The organism is Blautia sp. JLR.GB0024, from assembly GCF_037000545.1.
Lineage (GTDB): Bacteria > Bacillota > Clostridia > Lachnospirales > Lachnospiraceae > Blautia > Blautia celeris.
Map to the genome: position 1 here is coordinate 128,471 of NZ_JBANBF010000006.1, position 18,084 is coordinate 146,554.

At 48.6% G+C, this 18,084-nt stretch carries 16 protein-coding genes and 1 tRNA gene; all 17 read right to left on the bottom strand.

What is annotated here, in order from left to right; all coding sequences use genetic code 11:
• Positions 1-11: 11 nt before the first annotated feature.
• The 17 genes from V8Q34_RS15285 to glgB all read right to left on the bottom strand — a co-directional run bounded on the left by V8Q34_RS15285 (position 12) and on the right by glgB (position 17,966).
• Positions 12-1,319 carry a sensor histidine kinase gene (locus V8Q34_RS15285; protein WP_103731617.1) on the bottom strand — a complete coding sequence of 436 codons (1,308 nt, stop codon included), beginning with the start codon at positions 1,317-1,319 and terminating at the stop codon, positions 12-14.
• Positions 1,320-1,337: 18 nt separating this feature from the next.
• A complete protein-coding gene (locus V8Q34_RS15290; RefSeq protein WP_033143471.1) occupies positions 1,338-2,042 on the bottom strand; it encodes a LytR/AlgR family response regulator transcription factor in 705 nt (234 codons plus the stop codon).
• A 286-nt stretch (positions 2,043-2,328) separates the two neighbouring features.
• Complete coding sequence (locus V8Q34_RS15295; RefSeq protein ID WP_227210074.1) at positions 2,329-3,849, bottom strand: ATP-binding protein; 1,521 nt, start codon at positions 3,847-3,849, stop codon at positions 2,329-2,331.
• Positions 3,839-5,206, bottom strand: coding sequence for a vWA domain-containing protein (locus V8Q34_RS15300; RefSeq protein ID WP_335835852.1), 1,368 nt, complete (start codon positions 5,204-5,206; stop codon positions 3,839-3,841). Before V8Q34_RS15300 ends, V8Q34_RS15295 begins: the two co-directional genes overlap by 11 nt.
• A 59-nt stretch (positions 5,207-5,265) precedes the next feature.
• Complete coding sequence (locus V8Q34_RS15305) at positions 5,266-6,123, bottom strand: leucine-rich repeat protein (RefSeq protein WP_148392929.1); 858 nt, start codon at positions 6,121-6,123, stop codon at positions 5,266-5,268.
• Between the two features lies 1 nt (position 6,124).
• Positions 6,125-6,718, bottom strand: coding sequence for a hydrolase (locus V8Q34_RS15310; protein WP_148392930.1), 594 nt, complete (start codon positions 6,716-6,718; stop codon positions 6,125-6,127).
• A gap of 20 nt (positions 6,719-6,738) precedes the next feature.
• Positions 6,739-7,779 carry a polyamine ABC transporter substrate-binding protein gene (locus tag V8Q34_RS15315; RefSeq protein ID WP_033143475.1) on the bottom strand — a complete coding sequence of 347 codons (1,041 nt, stop codon included), beginning with the start codon at positions 7,777-7,779 and terminating at the stop codon, positions 6,739-6,741.
• Between the two features lie 9 nt (positions 7,780-7,788).
• A complete protein-coding gene (locus V8Q34_RS15320; RefSeq protein WP_033143476.1) occupies positions 7,789-8,589 on the bottom strand; it encodes an ABC transporter permease in 801 nt (266 codons plus the stop codon).
• Complete coding sequence (locus V8Q34_RS15325) at positions 8,586-9,443, bottom strand: ABC transporter permease (RefSeq protein WP_033143477.1); 858 nt, start codon at positions 9,441-9,443, stop codon at positions 8,586-8,588. The genes V8Q34_RS15320 and V8Q34_RS15325 overlap by 4 nt, the downstream gene beginning before the upstream one ends.
• A 2-nt stretch (positions 9,444-9,445) precedes the next feature.
• The gene (locus V8Q34_RS15330; protein ID WP_225305295.1) at positions 9,446-10,582 is read right to left on the bottom strand and encodes an ABC transporter ATP-binding protein; all 1,137 of its coding nucleotides are present in this window, start codon (positions 10,580-10,582) and stop codon (positions 9,446-9,448) included.
• A 272-nt stretch (positions 10,583-10,854) separates the two neighbouring features.
• Positions 10,855-10,927, bottom strand: a tRNA-Thr gene (locus V8Q34_RS15335).
• A gap of 46 nt (positions 10,928-10,973) precedes the next feature.
• A complete protein-coding gene (locus V8Q34_RS15340; RefSeq protein WP_033143478.1) occupies positions 10,974-11,381 on the bottom strand; it encodes a Zn-finger containing protein in 408 nt (135 codons plus the stop codon).
• Positions 11,382-11,386: 5 nt separating this feature from the next.
• A complete protein-coding gene (gene bilS, locus V8Q34_RS15345; RefSeq protein ID WP_033143479.1) occupies positions 11,387-11,911 on the bottom strand; it encodes a flavodoxin family protein BilS in 525 nt (174 codons plus the stop codon).
• 82 nt (positions 11,912-11,993) lie between these two features.
• Positions 11,994-13,082, bottom strand: coding sequence for an oxidoreductase (locus V8Q34_RS15350; protein ID WP_148392932.1), 1,089 nt, complete (start codon positions 13,080-13,082; stop codon positions 11,994-11,996).
• A 65-nt stretch (positions 13,083-13,147) separates the two neighbouring features.
• Positions 13,148-13,846: a GerMN domain-containing protein gene (locus V8Q34_RS15355; protein WP_244806367.1), complete on the bottom strand. Its 699-nt coding sequence runs from the start codon at positions 13,844-13,846 to the stop codon at positions 13,148-13,150.
• Positions 13,843-14,730 (bottom strand): mechanosensitive ion channel family protein, encoded by an 888-nt coding sequence (locus V8Q34_RS15360; RefSeq protein ID WP_103731890.1) that lies wholly within the window; start codon positions 14,728-14,730, stop codon positions 13,843-13,845. Before V8Q34_RS15360 ends, V8Q34_RS15355 begins: the two co-directional genes overlap by 4 nt.
• An 11-nt stretch (positions 14,731-14,741) precedes the next feature.
• Positions 14,742-17,966, bottom strand: a complete 3,225-nt coding sequence (gene glgB, locus V8Q34_RS15365; protein ID WP_335835853.1) for a 1,4-alpha-glucan branching protein GlgB — start codon at positions 17,964-17,966, stop codon at positions 14,742-14,744.
• Positions 17,967-18,084: the final 118 nt, after the last annotated feature.

Consider the following 18,084-nt stretch of genomic DNA (forward strand, 5'->3'; position numbering starts at 1 on the left):
CCCTCTTCACCTCACATTTCCTTTTGCTCATCCGGTATCATGATACTCACCTGGAACTCCTCATCCGTCTGGGAGATTTTCATGGTACCCCCATATTTGCCCAGGGCACTCCGCACATTCTGCAGTCCCAGCCGCTGATGCTTCTGTCCTGCCCGCTCCTTTTTCTTCCCTTTTGAATTCATCATTTTGATCACAAGGAAGGAATGGATGTTTTGTATCTGCAGGGAAAAGTATCTGTTTTCCCCCTCCCCCATGGCCTCCGCTGCATTGTCCAGAAGATTTGCGAATATGGTGGTGATATCGATCTCCCGGATTCTGTCCAGGCATCCGTCGCAGATATCCAGCTCCAGCCTTGCATCCCGCATAGATGCCTGCCCCAGCTTCTCATTCAATATGATATTCAGCATCCGGTTGCCCGTATACCAGGTATGGCCCGTCTGGTTCAGCAGATGGAAAACCTCCTCCGCATAGGCCCTGGCCTTGTCTGTCTCCCCGCTCTCATAGAGACGTGCCACTGCCTGCATGTGGTTCTTGGCATCATGTATGGCCTTTCTGGAAGCCTGATAACTCTCCTCCAGAGTCTGGTAGTGCTGGTAAAGCAGCTCTGACTCCTGCTTGTAGAGCTTTTCCTCCCTGAGTGCCCGACTGCCCTTCCCTGTCTGCCTGAAAAGATACAAGAGCAGCAGGTTCATGGCAAATATCAGAATAATATTCAGGATCACCGGACCGAATCCATACCTGAGCACAAAGAAATCTGCACTCATCCAGATAATAGATACCATAAATACAATGGAGAACAGCGGAAGCAGCAGGAAGAAAAAATACTGCCGCTTATAGAGAAAAAAACGATTCTCCTCCTCCTCGTCCTTTTTTACGATCGCGAGAATAAAATACGTCCAGAAAAATTCCGTGAACCATTTTACCAGCAAGAGGATCAACTGCATATTGTCTACCCTCTCCAGGCCTACGCGCAGAAGGGTCAGTGCAGTCATGTTCGTAAAGATCCACTGCACTACAAAGACACTTGTGATCTGGCAGAGAAAAAATCCCAGACAATATACCAGACAGTAAAAATAAGACACCCCGTTTGGCCGATACAATACGGTTTCCATAAAAAATACCATCAATACAATGGAAAAGGTAACGACCCATTCACTCCGGGAATACTGGACCAGCAGGCAAAAAACAGCAAAAGCCGCAAACGATGCAGGATATACCCATGCCTTATCCATACGCCGTTCCCCGGTTCTGTTCATGAACCAGTAAAACAAAAATCCCAGCACAGACAGATCCACTGCCATCAGAATATAGTCAAACACCCGGTTACCACCTTCTTCCTATCCCATCTTATCCGCCAGATAAAGACTGAGTTTTTCCTTGAACTGCACTGCCTGCTTCTGGGACAGAGGAATCCACTCCCCGTTCATCATGAGGATCTCGTACCCCTTGATATTCTTCACATGGTACAGGTTCACCACAAAGCTTTTATGGGGAACGGAAAATCCATACTCTCCCATCTTACCGGCAATGTCGGATATCTTCCCCCGCATCTCATGGGTAACTTCCTTTGTCTTCATGAAAATACGCCGGTTCTGATACTCAAAATAATAGATTGCATCCACCGGAAGCCTCACAAGCCCTTCCACGGTGGAAAACTCCACCTGCTTTACCTCCGGCGTCTCTTCCTCCTGCCAGAGCATGGCATCCTCGATCTGCTTCCAAAGCTTCTCCTGTTTCACAGGCTTCAGCAGGTAGCCAAAAGCATGGACAGAAAAAGCCCGTCCTGCATATTCCTTGTAGGAGGTCACATATACGATCTTCACCTTCCTGTCATGGACGCGAATCCTCCGTGCAGTCTCGATCCCATCTATGCCCCTCATATCAATATCCAGAAAAATCAGGTCATACACATGCCCCGACCGAAGCAGGTCCTCCCCGCTGCTGTATCCGTCCGCGCAGAGTTTCTGTTTCGGATACGTCTCTATCAGTTCTCTTAAAAAAGATACTGCAGTCTCGTCGTCATCACACACTGCGATACGCATCTTTCTCCTCCTGTCGTCTTCATCTGCTTTTATTTATTATAGCCCTGTCCTCTGTTCTGCTCAATACATGCGGCACAGGGTACAGAAAATTGTGCACAAGATGTTATTGTTCACACTCCACTGTCCCGCGAGGTGTTTTCAGGCCGAAGGCATGAAAATCCCGAGACAGCCAGCGCGATATGGAGCAGAATGCTGCATATCTGTGCATCGCGAAGCGTGATACTGGGCACGCAGTGAACAGTATCACAAGATGTTATTGTTCACTCTTCACTGTCCCGCCAGGTGTTTATAAGTCGTTCTCAATGTCATCCAACTCTTTTAAAATGTTCCTCTGTTCCTCTTCAAAGAGAAGTTTTTTGTTGTATTTATAATAGCTGTCACATCCGTTTTCACTGATAAACTGAATGCTGTAGGGATTTGTGTTCAGTTCTGTGATAAAGATCACCATCTCCTGACTGTCCCCAAACGCCAGCTCCAGAAAATCAAAAGCATTCTGCAGGGCACCGCCGGTCTCAAGGACCATGTTCTCCCGTTTGGCGGATTCCTGCCCAAAATAACCGGCCGCACCGGTAAATATCTCCTCCGGCACCAGGCCCTCCCTCTCACCGGCCTCAGCCTCTTTTAACCGCGCTTTTAAAAATCCTATAGTTTTCACAGCCGCATGGCGCGCGGGAGCTGTAAACTGACCCGCGTTTTCTTTCCTCTCATAATCCGCCTGCTCCCGGTCAAGAAGCAGCGCAAGTGATGCGGAAGGCGATGTGCCTTCCCCCATCTCCCGCTTCCAGCCCTTCAGCTTCTCATAGAGGGTCGTTACATACAGGTCCATCTCATAGTACGCGTAAAATCTGGTACCCAGATGCCCCACAAGCAGTCCCACCACACTGAATTTTTCATCAAAGGACGCCAGCTTCAGTTTATCCACCGCAAATTTTTCAAAACGGCCTGCCAGCACCTCCTCGATCCGGTAATCCGTCCTGTATTTTTCAAAGAGTTCCAGATAGTTGGCAAAATCCCTGGCCGCTTTCCCGTGCTGGATATACTGGCCCACCACCTCCCTGTCCGCTCTTTTTCCCAGCTTTTCATAGGCATAGAGGAACTGGGACAGATCCTCCCATCCTCTGGCTGTGGCGAACATGCGCCCGTCCACACTGGTCTCCATGCGGTAAAAATTATCTTTGTGAATATCCAGATAGGAGATCACAGCCGGATGGATACCTGCACTGTAAGCATACTCTTTCCACACGCCGAAATCTTCTTCCACGTCAATCCTGCGGATCCGGTCAAGAGTCACCACGTCAAACTCCCGGACAGATTTATTGTACTCCGGAGGATTGCCTGCTGCTACAATAATCCAGCCCTTGGGCACAGACTGATTGCCGAAGGTCTTACACTGCAGAAACTGCAGCATGGTGGGCGCAAGCGTCTCAGACACACAGTTGATCTCATCAATAAAAAGGATTCCCTCCTTTATCTTCGTCTCCTCCATCCTGTCATACACAGAGGATATAATCTCACTCATGGTATATTCTGTCACGGAATGGGACTTCCCGCCGTATTCCTTCTCCCTGATAAAAGGCAGCCCCACGGCACTCTGCCTGGTGTGGTGGGTAATGGTATAGGATACCAGGTTGATCTCACATTCCCTGGCGATCTGCTCCATGATCTGTGTCTTTCCGATTCCCGGAGGGCCCATCAGCAGAATGGGGCGCTGCCGGATGGAAGGAATGCAGTATTCTCCATAGGCGTCCTTGATCAGATATGCCTCTATAGCGTCCTTGATCTCCTGTTTTGCTCGTTTAATGTTCATCTGTAATTCCCTCTTTGTATGCTTCCATTTCCTCCTGGTCCAGATATATTTTTATGGCCCAGGCAGGTACATCTATCTCTTCATATTCTTTCTGCATCAGCACGAATGCTGTTTCGTACCGCGGCATTTTCTGCGGAAATATCCCTTTTCCGTCGGTAAAATATAACAGCCCTTTCAGGCTTGTAAATTCTCTTTTCGCCAGCAGCTCCTCCACCCGGGTGAAAACAGGCCTGAAATCCGTCCCTCCCTGGCCCAGAAGCTCCAGATGTTCCATATAGGCCTTAAGCTCCTCCTGAGACGTGATCTTGTCATCACTTTGCACCACCTCATCGCACTGGATGATATGGATATTGATCTTCCTGAAAAAGCTCTCTGTCTCCCTCAGAATAGAATAGGTCTCCTTCAAAAAAGCTTTCACCAGTTCACCGGAACAGGACATGGAGGTGTCAATGGCTATGACAAACTCCTCCACCTTCTTTACCTCCCGGCTCTCCTGAGGCTCGATCAAAGGCATATTGCCGTACAGGGAAAGTCCGTAGCTGTAGAACCCATAGTCAAAGGAATCCGGGTCAATCTGCTGCTCCTCCTTCAGCACCGCGAATTTCTGCAGGAACCTGCGGTAGTCATAGGAATCCCTGTTTTCCACCTTGATCTGTTCCAAGATTCCCTCCGAAGCTCCGACTGCAGAGTCCTGGCCGAAGCTCTGCAGCTCCGTTTCCATCTTATCGCGGATGTCATCCCAGTTTTCTTTCGGGCGCTGACTGGGTGCCCTTCTCTTTCCCCCGCTCCACAGGCTGTGGTCATCCACATAGAACTCCTCTTTCAGCCTCCGAAGCCGTTCCAAATCCGGCTTATCTTCCAGAAGGGCGCCAAAAACCCCCTCTGCGTTCAAAACCCTGCGCTTCTTTCCAAGCGATGCATACGTCTCCCGCCTCAATACAGAGGCCGGGCGGCGCACACAGTGCAGAGGGATACTGTCGATCATGGATTCACTGGCAATATCACAGGAGACCTCCCACAAAAGATCCGCCGTCTCCTCTTCAACCAGTCTGGATGCCCGCTTTTTTCTCAGGCGTACATCTTTCCACGGATGGGCAAATATGCAGTGAAACACCATGTGCAGATACGCCCGGTTTACAAAAACACGACCCTGCCGGTAAAGGCCCCCCAGATAAGAAGGGTTATAATAAAGTCCCACACCGTCTGTACCCAGAGTCCCCATCTCCGGATTTTGTACATAGGAAAAGGCGGAGAGGGCCACATCCAGGAATCGCATGTGCAGATAAAGCTCACTTCTGGACGAGGCCAGGATTCTGATACACACTTCATTGATACGTTTTTCCATTTCCTGTGCCATTTTTTTACTCCATTATTGTTTCGATCCACGTCCGGCACTATCACATGTGCCGCCGCATCTTAAAATTCAAAGGACTTTACAGCCCTGCCAAACCGTTTTCTCTTCTCCTCCATCAGCAGGCTCACGGCCTCTGTCATCCCGCATCCGGATGCCAAACCCAACAGCAGTTCCATCTCCTCAGCCCTCTGCACCGCGTACTCTGCCAGATAACACAGAGCACTGTGCCATTCCCGGCGTTTCAGAAAATACGCGCCTGCCTCCTTCAGATGCTCCCTTACATATGCGGCATACGCGTTCCCCGCCTCCTCCCCCAGTTCCCGGGGATACATCAGGCGCCCCATAGCCATGGGAATGAGGATTTCCGGCTTTTCATATACCTTTGCCACTTCAAACAGACTGTCATAGCGGTGATAATCCACCCGCTTTTCTGTAAAACACTGGCGGTAGCGATAGCCTGAACCGTGAAAATGTGTCTCCAGGATCCTGGCAGGCGTGTTCTCCACACCCTCCTCATAATATTCCGGAAACACCAGCTTCGCCCGGTCCCCTGTCTCCCTGAACGTGATGGTCACAAACACTTCATGAAAGGTCTCCGCCGCCACATCCATTATGCAGCTTTTTGCCCCTTCCCCCATGAGCACATGAAGCTCACGTAAGGCGGAGCATCCCGTGAAGGAGCCTCCCCCTATGCGTTTCAGGGAATCTGTAAAGGAGAGGCTTCTGAGCCTCCCGCAGCCGTAGAAGGTATAGTTTCCAATCTCCTCCACACCGTCCGCGATCTCCATCTCTTCCGCAAGAAGCAGGGCCTCCTGTTCCTCTTTTGTCCTTCCCTCTTTCCAGGGTGAATAATGGTAAGCAGGCAAAAAGGATGCTTCCGCATCCCTTTTGCCCGCATTCATACTGTATTTATCCTTCATATCACTGTGCTGCCAGTTCCCCGCATTCCCGGGCAGCAGAAGCCTCACAGGAACGCATAGCCTGGATCGTCTTATCAAATAATTCCGTCAGTTCCCATCCCAGCATCTCGGCGCCGTCCTTTATCACATCTCTGGAACAGCCTGCGGCAAATCTCTTGTCCTTGAATTTTTTCTTGACACTGGAGACTTCCATGTCCATGACACTTTTGGAGGGACGCATTTTTGCCGCTGCCCAGATAAGGCCTGTAAGCTCATCGGAGGCAAACATGATTTTCTCCATCAGGTGCTCCGGCTCCACGTCAGAGCAGAGGCCGTATCCGTGGCTCACAACCGCGTGTACCAACTCCTCCTCCGCATCGATCTCAGAAAGAAGCTCCGGCGCTTTTTTGCAGTGCTCCTCCGGATACTGCTCAAAGTCCACATCGTGAAGCAGGCCTGCCATTGCCCAGAACTCTGCCTCATCGCCGTATCCCATCTCCTGGGCATACCAGCGCATAACGCCTTCCACGGTCAGAGCGTGCAGGATATGGAATTCCTCTTTGTTGTATTTTTTCAGAAGCTCCAGCGCTTGTTCTCTTGTCACTTTTGTCTGCATTGTATGTACCTCCTTTTTCCTTAGTCACATGCAGCTTTGAATTCTGTCCAGTTTTTCTCATATGCCTCGTTGGCTTCTGCGCTTACATTCTGTACGATCTCGCCCTTTTTCACGGAATCCGGCACTACCAAGTTGGGATTTACCAGATCATCCGCCGCATTTGTAGTACAGTAATATCCGAGAGCGTCAAAACATTTCGCCGCGTTTTCCGGCTCCAGAATATAGTTCAGGAATTTATAGGCGTTCAGTTCATCCGGTGCGTTTTTGGGAATAAACAGGTTCATAATGCCAAAGCCCAGTCCCTCTTCCGGATAGACCACCTTCAGGTCCGGATTCTCTGCCAGGGCTGCTGTCACCTGGGAAGTATACAAATAGGCAACACTGGCCTCTCCGTTCAGCAGTGCGTTCTGTGTATCACTGTCCTGGATCATACGGATATTCGGCGCCAGCTCTTTTAATTTTTCCCCTGCCTGTTCGATGACCTGTACATCTTCCTCATTCATGGATTTTCCCATAGTCTGAAGCACAAATCCATTGACTGCCCGGTAGCTGCCGATCATGGCGATCTTATCCTCAAGCTTTGGATTCCACAGATCCTCATATCCCTTGATCTCAAAGTCAACCTGCGCAGGGTCATACACGATCAGAGGAATACCTGCCCCGTGCGGAACGGTATATTCATTGTCCGGATCATAAAACTGGCTCTGATACAGAGGATTGATATTGCCGAAATTGCTGATCTGTGTCTTGTCCAGTTTTTTTGCCAGACCGTTCTTCACGATCTGTTCAATGATATAATCATCGCCCACAACAATGTCGTAGTCTTTTCCGTCTGTCTGCTGAATTTTTTCCAGCATGGTTTCATTTGTGTCGAAGTTGGAGCTGATGATCTTGATTCCTGTCTCTTCCTCAAAGCCATCCAGCACTTCCTGGGGGAACAGTCCCTCCCAGGTGTAGAGTACCAATTCTTTGTTGTCATCTTCCTCTTTTTCACCACATCCGGCAAGCATGGAGGCTGCCATTGCAAAACAAAGTGTAAGGGCTGCTAATCTTTTCTTCATATTTCTACCTCATCTTTCTGAAAGTTCTCCCCGCCTGCGTTCCTGCCGTTTCTGCACCAGGGAAGAAATGCCGAGAACCAGTACGATGGCCGCTAAAATTATGGTACAAAGCGCATTGATCTCCGGTGTCACCCCTGTCTTAAGCTGGGTGTAAACCTTTACCGGAAGCGTATTGAGCCTTGGACCGTTTACAAAAATACTGATGACCACATCATCAAAAGACATGGCAAACGCCAGCAGACTTCCGGACAGAACCGCCGGCATAATGAGCGGCAGCGTTATGTCAAAGAACGTCCTGATCTGGGATGCGCCCAAATCCCGGGCTGCCTCCTCCAAAGACCGGTCAATTCCCACAAGCCTGGCCTTTACCATCATAAATATATAGGGGATACAAAAAGTAGTATGCGCAATTACCAGGGTTGTCATACCAAAAGGCAGGTTTAATAAGGAGAAAAAGGCAAGAAATACCATGCCCAGAATGATCTCGGGTATCATGATGGGAACTGTGGACAGATACTCCATCATGCCTTTTGTCTTATAATCCGCCCGGGCCATGCCCACAGCACCCAGAGTTCCGATGACTGCAGAGATGGCGCAGCTTATAACGCCCAGAAGTATGCTGTTGAACAGCGCTTCCTTAATATCTCTGTCATGCCAGAGTGTTTCATACCATTTCAGGGAAAATCCTGTAAAGCTGGCTGTGAGCTTGGACTCATTAAAGGAAAATATCACCACCATCACAATGGGGAGATACATGACGAGCAGCAGGACGGCCAGATAAATGCCTGACAGCTTATGTTTTTTTCTCAAAAGAATCCCTCCAAATCTTTCACGTGGGTAATTTTCCGGTACAGATAAATCATAATGGAAGTCAGGACCATAAGTACCACAGCAAGCGCTGCCGCAAAGGGCCAGTTGCTTCCTCTTGTGAGCTGATCCTGGATCACACTGCCCACCAGAACGATTTTATTTCCGCCCAGAATATCCGCAATGAAAAACAGTCCCATGGACGGCACAAAGGACAGGATCACACCCGTCAAAAGTCCGGGCAGCGTCAGCTTCAGCGTAATCGTCAAAAATGCCTTGGCCCGGCTGGCCCCCAGATCTCTTGCAGCCTCCACCAAAGACCAGTCCATTTTTTCCACGCTGGAATACACGGAGAGCACCATAAAAGGCAGCAGCGCGTAAATCATGCCAATGACAACTGCAGGATAGGAGTAGAGGATTTTCAGCGGTTCCTCAATGATGCCCAGCTTCACAAGCAGCGTATTGAACACGCCTTTTGCCTGGAGCAGGATGATCCATCCGTACATACGGATCAAGGAACTGGTCCAGAAAGGCACCATGATCAGCAGCATGATCCTCTTCTTCCATTTTGCCGACTGTTTTGCCATAAAATAGCCAAAGGGATATCCCAGCAGCGTGATACAGATGGTGCTGGTAAACGCAAGCTGGAAGGACTGGGAAAAGCTCTTCAGGTAAACAGGATCTGCGATCTTCTTATAATTTTCCAGGGTAAATTTCCACAGAGTCCCCCATCCGTCACTGTTTGTGGCAAAGCTCAGGGCTATCATGTAGAGCAGCGGTCCTGCCACAAAGACAAGGGTGAAGATATAGAGGGGTGCAACCGTCAGAAACAGTCCTGATCTTTTCTTTTTCTCCATCCTCACGCCTCCTGTGTATCTTCCAGATCCACAAAGACAGCGTGCTGCGGCTCCCATCCCACACAGACCTTCTGGTCCACCGTCAGATCTGTATCTATGCCGTAATGGCTGGCAACCACTTCCCTGCCGTCCTCCAGTTTAAAGGCCATGTGGAGCTGTCCTGCATTAAAGGATTTATCGGTTATCACTGCAGGAAGGCCTTTTTTACACTCGCGGCAGACTTTGATATTTTCCCTTCTCACAGCTACCACAGCCCTGCCGCCTTTTTTCAGGCCGTCCGCCGTCCCTGCTGTGATAAGGCAGTTGTTCACCCGGATATCCGTAAGCTCCTCCCCTATATGCTCCACAACACCGGAGATTATATTGGCATTGCCCACAAAGTCAGCCACATAGCTGGTCTTCGGGCGGTTATAGATCTCATCCGGGGTACCGATCTGTTCAAACTGACCGTCACGCATGACCACAATACGGTCTGACATGTTGATTGCCTCCTCCTGGTCATGTGTTATGTACAGGAAGGTAATGCCCAGCTTCTTCTGAAGCCGCTTCAGCTCTGTCTGCATAGCCCTTCTGAGCTTCAGATCAAGGGCGCCCAGAGGCTCATCCAAAAGCAGGAGTTTTGGGCTGTTGATCAGGGAGCGGGCAATGGCAACCCTCTGCTTCTGCCCGCCTGACAGTTCTGATGGCATACGCTTTTCATAGCCGGAGAGCTGAACCAGATCCAGCATTTTCTTTACTTTTTCCCTGATTTCATTTTTTGGAACCTTACGGATTCTCAGGCCATAGCCGATGTTTGCCTCCACATTCATATGGGGAAACAGGGCATAATTCTGAAACACTGTATTCACATCCCTCTGATGGGGCTCCAGCATGGTCACATCCCGGCCTTCCAGAATCACCTGGCCTTTGTCCGGCATTTCCAGCCCGGCAATGATACGCAGAGTTGTGGTTTTTCCGCAGCCGGAAGCGCCTAAGAATGTGATGAATTCTCCTCTTTCTATCGAAAGGTCAATATCTTTGAGCACGTCTGTGGTCCCGAAGCTCTTGCTTATCCCCTTAAGTTCCAGTAACGTCTCTTTTCCCGCATCTGCCACTGCAGAATCCGCGGGAGTTTCTTGCAGGTGTCGTATATCGTTCATGTAGTGTCCTTTTCTAATCTTAACATTGTTATTTGTTAAACTATCTCTGGTATATAATGGCACAAATGTTCGGCGTTGTCAATTCCCGGCGGGCAATTCAGATGTATTTTATCCATTTTATTCTCTGTTATTAAAATATCGGCTGGCTGTGAGCAGTATTGGCGAATGTGTAACCCGCTGAAAAACAAAGAAAGCGTAAAGTCCTGCTATAGGACCTTGCGCTTTTAGCTCTGAAAAGACAAAGAATCCCGCATATCTGCGGGATTCTGAAAAGCTGGAAATGAGACTCGAACTCACGACCCCTTCATTACGAGTGAAGTGCTCTACCGACTGAGCTATTCCAGCTTGTGTTTCACACACAAGTGATATTATACACGATTTTGAGAAAATTTCAACTATTTTTTACAAATTCTGTCCCACATTTTGGACAGCGCACGCTTACCTTGCCTTTTCCCTTCGGAATACGAATCTTCTGCTTGCAGTTTGGGCAGGAATAAATGTGGTAATCCTTTCTCTGCTGCTGGATATATTTTTTCTGTCCGAAAAAATGGCGTACCTTGTTTTCCACAGCCAGATACTTCTGATTCTCAGCATAACGTTTCGTGAGATTTCTTGAAAACATTCTGATGTAAATAAAAACGATCAGCAGAATCTCCCAGGAAGTCAGCAGCATGGAAACATATCCATTTCTGATGAACATATTGATGACAGCACAGACCAGAAGTACGATCAGCATAAACTGGTTCAGCCTGTCTGTGCCGTAGCGTCCTGCCATAAACCTTGCAAATTTTTCTTTCATGATTCTTAATTCCCATCCTTCTCTAATGATTCATATATTTTGCTCACAAACTGTGCCGCATGCTCCAGATCATCCATATCAGGATGCAGCATGGCCATATCAAAATTCCGTATCATGGTGTCAATCTGCCTGTCATTATCCCCGTTTCTCATACGGTTGTATTTTTCCCTGACCTGAATCGGCATCTTGCCCTGGCAGATAAATGCGCCTAGATATTCATTGTCATCCTCTATGAAAACCCGGATGTTCTCCTCAATCTTCTTAAAATACTCCGGGCTTTCTCCCATTCCGCAGGTGCCGAACAATGCGATCTTCTTTCCCTGCAGGGAGCCCAGATAATCCAGAACTTCTACGCTGGCGCTTCCTCTGTCTGTCCAGAAACCGATAAAATAAATGTCCGCCATATCATAGTCTGTCTGCCCGTCCAGCCGGGCAATGTCCTTATCCGAGCCCGGAACTGCTGCAAATATGGCCTTTGCCAGCTTTTCCGTGTTGCCCGTTCTGCTCTTATACAATACCTGCGTCTTCATGTGGTATCATCCTCTCTCATTTTTACGATATATTAATAATAGCACGATGACAGACAAATAGATATTTCCTGACTCTTAAAAATTATAAATTGTCTATAAATTCCTTTTTTCTTCTCAGATTTTTCTTAAGGACTTTTCTGCCGGCACAGGTTTCCGGATTCTCGCACCACAGACAGCGCCTGCAGTGCAGACATTTTCCTGTATCCCGGCCTTCTCTGGCATCTTTAGCCCAATTATAATTCACAATGATCCCCCGCGCAATGTCGATCATATCCACATCGGTGCGCTCCAATACGTCCTGGGCCATCTGTGGGCTTGTGATACCATTTACCGCAAATACAGGAACGGACACGGCACGCTTGATCTCCGCTGCCGCGTAGATACATTTTTCATATGGAAAATCCACCGGTGCTTTCGGGTCATCTTCACCGGAAAAGCCATAGGATACATCAATAAAATCTATGCCCTCCTTTTCCAGTATCCTGGCATGCCGGATTCCGTCCTCCAGCCTTGGCTCAAATCCGCCCAGACGGATTCCCACCACAAAATCCTCCGGCACCCTTTCCCTAATGGCCCGCAGGATTTCCACTGCGAACCGTTCTCCGTGTTCCCCGTATGCATCCTGCCTGCGGTTCACCCAGCGGTTAAAAAATTCACACATCAGGTACTGATGGCATCCGTGCAGTTCCACACCGTCATAGCCTGCTTTCCAGGCACGGACTGCCGCGTCTGTAAATTCCTGCTGAATCTTATGTATTTCCTCGGTTGTCAGTTCTTTTCCTGTTTTTTTGACCCCATCTTTATAGAAACTGTAGTCACTGGGACAGGCAAGCTCCCCATCCAGACCTGAGACACCGGCATGGTGAATCTGGATAAAGATGGGGCATCCTTCCCCGTGTACTGCGTCCACGATCCGGGAAAGTCCCTGGATCTGGCCGTCCTCCCAGATGCCCAGCTGATTTTCGGCAAGCTTTCCGTTCTTATCCACACAGGTAGCCTCCTGTATGATCAGGCCGGTCTGTCCTTTTGCCACATTTCTGTAATGTTCCACATTTTCCGGTGACACATAGCCGTCCCGGGAGCCCCAGGCATAGCATACCACCGGCGGAAAACAAATTCTGTTTTTTATCTGCACATTTTTTATCTGTAATGGTTCAAATAGTTTTTTCATAGCCAACCACTCCCATCCAATCTGAAAATGCAGCAGCCGGAATATACCCGGCGCTGCACCTGTAGTTACTGATAATCCATATGTGTCATATAGCCCTCATAAACCTCGTGGCCTGTCTCCAGTGTACCACCGTCCACGGTAATCTGGATTGCTTCCGCCTGAAAGGTGTCCAGAAAAGAATTGACCACTGCACCAATGGTAAGAATCTCTCCGGCAGTCCCCATGGAACGGACACTGTCTTTAAAATTGGAGGACAGATCCAGTTTCAGGACATACTGCCCCTCCTCCTCTGTCTCCTCAAAATTCTGGACTGTAATGCTGTCCGTCAGAACGCCGGCGCCCACAAGCTGGCCAATCAGGGCATCTGCTGTCACCTGTGCAATCTCTACCTGATTGACATTCCAGCCCTCCGCATTGTCATCGGGAACATAGATAAAAGCCTGGCCTGCCTGGACCGGGGTGTTCTCCTCCTCAGGTTCCTGTGCATCAGCACTGTTCTTATCTGCATCTTTTTCTGTGTCTTTCTTTGCTGTCTCATCCGGATTCTCTTTTGCTTCCGTATTTTCTTTCTTATCTGTCTTGGTGTCCTCTTTTTTTGACTCCTTATCTGAGGTTTCTTTGTTTTCCTGGCCGCTGTCCTTTTGCTCTTCTTTTGCCTCTGTCTGGGTTTTCGCGTCTGTATCCTCGGCATTGCTGCATCCGGCCGCGCCAAATATCAGGACAGCGCCCAGCAGGATGGCAAGACATAATTTTCTGTGTTTCATAGGCTGCGCTCCTCTCTGCCGAAAGTTTCCGGCAATCCGGACTTGATATGCACATCAAGCTGCGGATATGGAATATCAATGTCTTCCTCGTCAAATGTCAGTTTAATCTCCTCGTTCAGCCTCCATTTTGCAGGCCAGTAGTCTTCTGTCTTCACCCATGCCCGGAGTCCCAGGATCACACCGTCATCTGCCAGTTCATCCACAAACACCAGCATCTCCTGCTCCGACATAATGGCAGGATCTGCATGGAGCAGCGTTTCCAGTATTCCTTTAGCCTTTTTCAGATCCGACTGGTAGCCGATCATCACCTTAATCTCCAGTTTCCGCTTGTCCTGAGATGTCACATTCACAATGCTGGAATTGGTAATGTTTCCGTTTGGTATGGTGATCCTTCTGTTGTCCACGGTAGAGAGTGTGGTATAAAACAGATCAATTTTCACCACGGTCCCTTCCTGGCTGTTGGTGTTCTCTATAATGTAGTCTCCCACTGTAAAGGGCCTTAGAAGCATAATGATCACTCCGCCTGCCAGGTTTGACAGACCGCCCTGCAGTGCCAGACCAATCGCTACACCTCCGGATGCCAGTAATGCCGCAATGGAGGATTCCTTGATTCCAAAACGGACCGCAATACTTACGATCAGCAGGAAATACAGGGCCGTTTTTACAAAAGAAGTCAAAAACTGGATCACGCCGGTGTCTGCACCTGCTTTGTTCATGGCTGCCCGTATAAAGGCACATATCTTGACGATCACCTTGCTGGCTATAAAATAGATGACGATCGCCAGGATCACTTTCCATGCGAAAGCTTCCACAGCGGGAATCTGGGCACTGATGTGGTTCCAGATTTTTTCTAGGTTAATGCTTTTTGCCAAAATTCCTGTCATTTAGTTCATCCTTATTTTTTTCCGGTCGTCTTTCTCGTTGTTCCCTTTTTGGAAGCTGTTTTGCCGGCTTCCGGTTTTGCTGCTATTTTCTCGGCCTCTGGCTTTGCTGTTATCTTTTCAGCTTCCGGCTTGGCTTCTATCTTCTCCGCTTCCGGTTTTGCTGCTATCTTTTCAGCTTCCGGCTTCGCTTCTATCTTCTCTGCATCCGGCTTTGCCGCTATCTTTTTAGCTTCCGGCTTGGCTTCTATCTTCTCCGCTTCCGGCTTTGCCTCTATCTTTTTAGCTTCCGGCCTCGCTTCTATCTTCTCCGCGTCCGGCTTTGCCTCTATCTTTTTAGCGTCTGGCTTTGCCTCTATTTTTTCAGCTTCCGGCTTTGCTGCTATCTTTTTAGCATCTGGCTTTGCCTCTATCTTTTCAGCTTCCGGCTTTGCCTCTATCTTTTTAGCGTCTGGCTTTGCCGCTATCTTTTTAGCATCCGGCTTTGCCTCTATCTTCTCATTCTCCGGCTTTGCCATGGTTTTTTCAGCTTCCGCTTTCACTTCTACTTTCTCAGCCGCTGTCCCGGCTGCAGCTTTTTTAGCCTTAGCCCCGGCTGCCTTCTCTGTTCCCGTTTTGGCTGCCGCCTTTTTTGCTCTTGTTCCTGCTGTCTTCTTGGATGCTGTTTTTTTAGCCCCGGCTTTTGCTGTCAGCGCCTTGTCGTTCTTTCCTGCCTCAGCCTTACTGCTCTTTGCATTCGTCCCGGTGTTTTCCGCCTCGGCGCCTGTTCCTGTCTCCTTTTTGGATACCGCATCCGCTTTGACAGCCTCTGCTGCCGCCGCGATACTCAGCGCCTGCTGCTCCAGCTCCTTTTTACGCTCTTCTTCGATCTTCTGCTCTAACTCTGCCCGGACTTTTGAAACTGCAGGATTTTCCCGGCTCTCGGCAGCCTTTTCTGCTCTGGCAGCCCTGGTTTTACCCTTTTCCGCAGATTTTGCAGACGTTGTCTCCTTCACGGTTTTCTTTGCACCGGTCTTTGCTGTCGTCTTTTTCTCCTCTTTTATGTAGGAGAATATCTGTACAGACAACGGCGCAACATCAATAACGATAGAATTCTTTCTCTCGTCATGCTCTGCCCGTTTGGAGGATTTTGCTCTGGCATTTCTCACGCCGGTTCCGCCGAATTCTGCGGCATCACTGTTGAAGATTTCTTTATATTTACCCGGATACGGAACGCCCATCTGGTATTTTTCGTACGAAAGAGGTGAGAAATTGCACACGATCACCAGCAGCTCCTCTTTCTTTTTCGTCTTCCTGATAAAGGTCAGCATATTTTTCTCGGATTCCATGTGGTTGATCCACTCAAATCCCTCTGTATCGTAATCCATCTCATACAGAGCCGGCTGTTCCTTATAGAAGTTCCAGAGTGCCTTCACATAATTTTTAAACTGCTGATGATCCGGCTGTTCCAGAAGCTCCCAGTCAAGGCTTCTCTCCTCAGACCACTCTCTCTCCTGGGCAAACTCCTGTCCCATGAACAACAGCTTCTTGCCGGGATGAACAGCCATAAATCCATAGGCAGCACGGAGATTCGCGAACTTCTGCTCCTTGTCACCCGGCATTTTCATAAGAAGGGAGCCTTTTAAATGCACCACCTCATCGTGTGACAGACTTAAAAGGAACTTTTCACTGTAGGCATACACCATACTGAATGTAAGCTCATCGTGGGCACCGCCTCTGAACAGCGGATCCTTTTTCATATAGTCAATAAAGTCATTCATCCAGCCCATATTCCACTTCATATCAAAACCCAGGCCGTCATCCTCAATGCTGCCCGTGATCTTAGGCCATGCCGTGGATTCCTCTGCTATGAGAAGTGCATCCGGATGTCTCTTCTTAAAAATGGAATTCAAATGTTTTAAAAATTCTATGGCTTCCAGATTCTCATTGCCGCCGTAAATGTTTGGAACCCATTCACCGTCATTCTTTCCGTAATCCAGATACAGCATGGAAGCCACCGCGTCCATACGGATACCATCTGCATGGAATTTCTCTACCCAGAAAAGTGCATTGGAAATAAGGAAATTTCTAACCTGCGGCCTTCCGTAATTGTAGATCAGTGTTCCCCAATGGGGATGCATACCCTGTCTCGGGTCTAAATGCTCATACAGACAGGTGCCGTCAAAATTCGGAAGTCCCGGGGTATCTTTCGGAAAATGTGCCGGTACCCAGTCAAGGATCACACCGATGCCCTGCTGATGCAGATAATCCATGAAATACATAAAATCCTCACAGGTGCCGTATCTGCTGGTAGGCGCATAATATCCTGTCACCTGATATCCCCAGGAGGCGTCAAAGGGATGTTCCATAACCGGCATAAGCTCCACATGTGTGTAACCCATATCCTTTAAATACTCAGCAAGCTTTGGCGCGATATCCCGGTAATTACAGAACAGTTTTCCCTCTTCCTCAGGTTTTATCCAGGAACCGAGATGCATCTCATAGACCAGCATGGGCTTCTTCTCGTCATTGACACGTTTCCTGTCTTTTAACCACTGGTCATCCTGCCAACGGTAATGGTTCAGATCTGCTACTATGGAGGCTGTTTTCGGACGCAGCTCCGCCTGGTTTCCGTAGGGATCTGCCTTTAAGTATACCAGGGAACCTTTTGCCTTGATCTCATATTTATATAAGGCGCCCGGTTTGATCCCGGGTATAAATATCTCAAAAATCCCTGACACAGCCAGGCGGTTCATCTGATGCGCCCTGCCATCCCAGTGGTTAAAATCACCAACCACGGAAACACGAATCGCATTCGGTGCCCAGACTGCAAAATACACACCGGACACACCATTGATCGTCATGGTATGCGCTCCCAGTTTTTCATAGATATCATAACAGATGCCTGCACAGAACTGCTGTTCCTCGTCAAGGCTGATTTTAGATGTAAAGGCATAGGGATCATAAAACTGTTTTTTGTTTCCTTCCCCATCCTGGATTTCCACTTTATATTTCGGTATTTTATTTCCCGGAATCAGCACAGCGAAAAAGCCTGCCTCATCCTCCATGACCATATCGTAAGTCTCTTTTTCCTTTGTGAGCAGAATTCTTGCCTGCACAGCGCCCGGCACAAAACACTGGATCAAAATACCGTCTTCTGTCACTCTCGGTCCCAAAATACGGCGCGGTTCGCTTTCCTCAGAATATACAACAGCCTCTATTTCCGGCCAATCCATCAATTCATATAATTTGTCAGACATAAAACACCCTCCTTTTGTTACATTTTATCATTAAAGCGTTAAAAAGTAAACCTTGGATGAAAACGGCGCGCGATACCAGAAAAAAACAGATTCCGCAAAAGCAGGTTCCGTCATCAGA

Bases quoted from the DNA above. Each gene is read 5' to 3' on its own strand.
- V8Q34_RS15290 (WP_033143471.1), bottom strand. From the start codon at position 2,042: ATGCGTATCGCAGTGTGTGATGACGACGAGACTGCAGTATCTTTTTTA.
- V8Q34_RS15295 (WP_227210074.1), bottom strand. From the start codon at position 3,849: ATGAACATTAAACGAGCAAAACAGGAGATCAAGGACGCTATAGAGGCA.
- V8Q34_RS15300 (WP_335835852.1), bottom strand. From the start codon at position 5,206: ATGGCACAGGAAATGGAAAAACGTATCAATGAAGTGTGTATCAGAATC.
- V8Q34_RS15305 (WP_148392929.1), bottom strand. From the start codon at position 6,123: ATGAAGGATAAATACAGTATGAATGCGGGCAAAAGGGATGCGGAAGCA.
- V8Q34_RS15310 (WP_148392930.1), bottom strand. From the start codon at position 6,718: ATGCAGACAAAAGTGACAAGAGAACAAGCGCTGGAGCTTCTGAAAAAA.
- V8Q34_RS15315 (WP_033143475.1), bottom strand. From the start codon at position 7,779: ATGAAGAAAAGATTAGCAGCCCTTACACTTTGTTTTGCAATGGCAGCC.
- V8Q34_RS15325 (WP_033143477.1), bottom strand. From the start codon at position 9,443: ATGGAGAAAAAGAAAAGATCAGGACTGTTTCTGACGGTTGCACCCCTC.
- V8Q34_RS15330 (WP_225305295.1), bottom strand. From the start codon at position 10,582: ATGAACGATATACGACACCTGCAAGAAACTCCCGCGGATTCTGCAGTG.
- V8Q34_RS15340 (WP_033143478.1), bottom strand. From the start codon at position 11,381: ATGAAAGAAAAATTTGCAAGGTTTATGGCAGGACGCTACGGCACAGAC.
- bilS (WP_033143479.1), bottom strand. From the start codon at position 11,911: ATGAAGACGCAGGTATTGTATAAGAGCAGAACGGGCAACACGGAAAAG.
- V8Q34_RS15350 (WP_148392932.1), bottom strand. From the start codon at position 13,082: ATGAAAAAACTATTTGAACCATTACAGATAAAAAATGTGCAGATAAAA.
- V8Q34_RS15355 (WP_244806367.1), bottom strand. From the start codon at position 13,846: ATGAAACACAGAAAATTATGTCTTGCCATCCTGCTGGGCGCTGTCCTG.
- V8Q34_RS15360 (WP_103731890.1), bottom strand. From the start codon at position 14,730: ATGACAGGAATTTTGGCAAAAAGCATTAACCTAGAAAAAATCTGGAAC.
- glgB (WP_335835853.1), bottom strand. From the start codon at position 17,966: ATGTCTGACAAATTATATGAATTGATGGATTGGCCGGAAATAGAGGCT.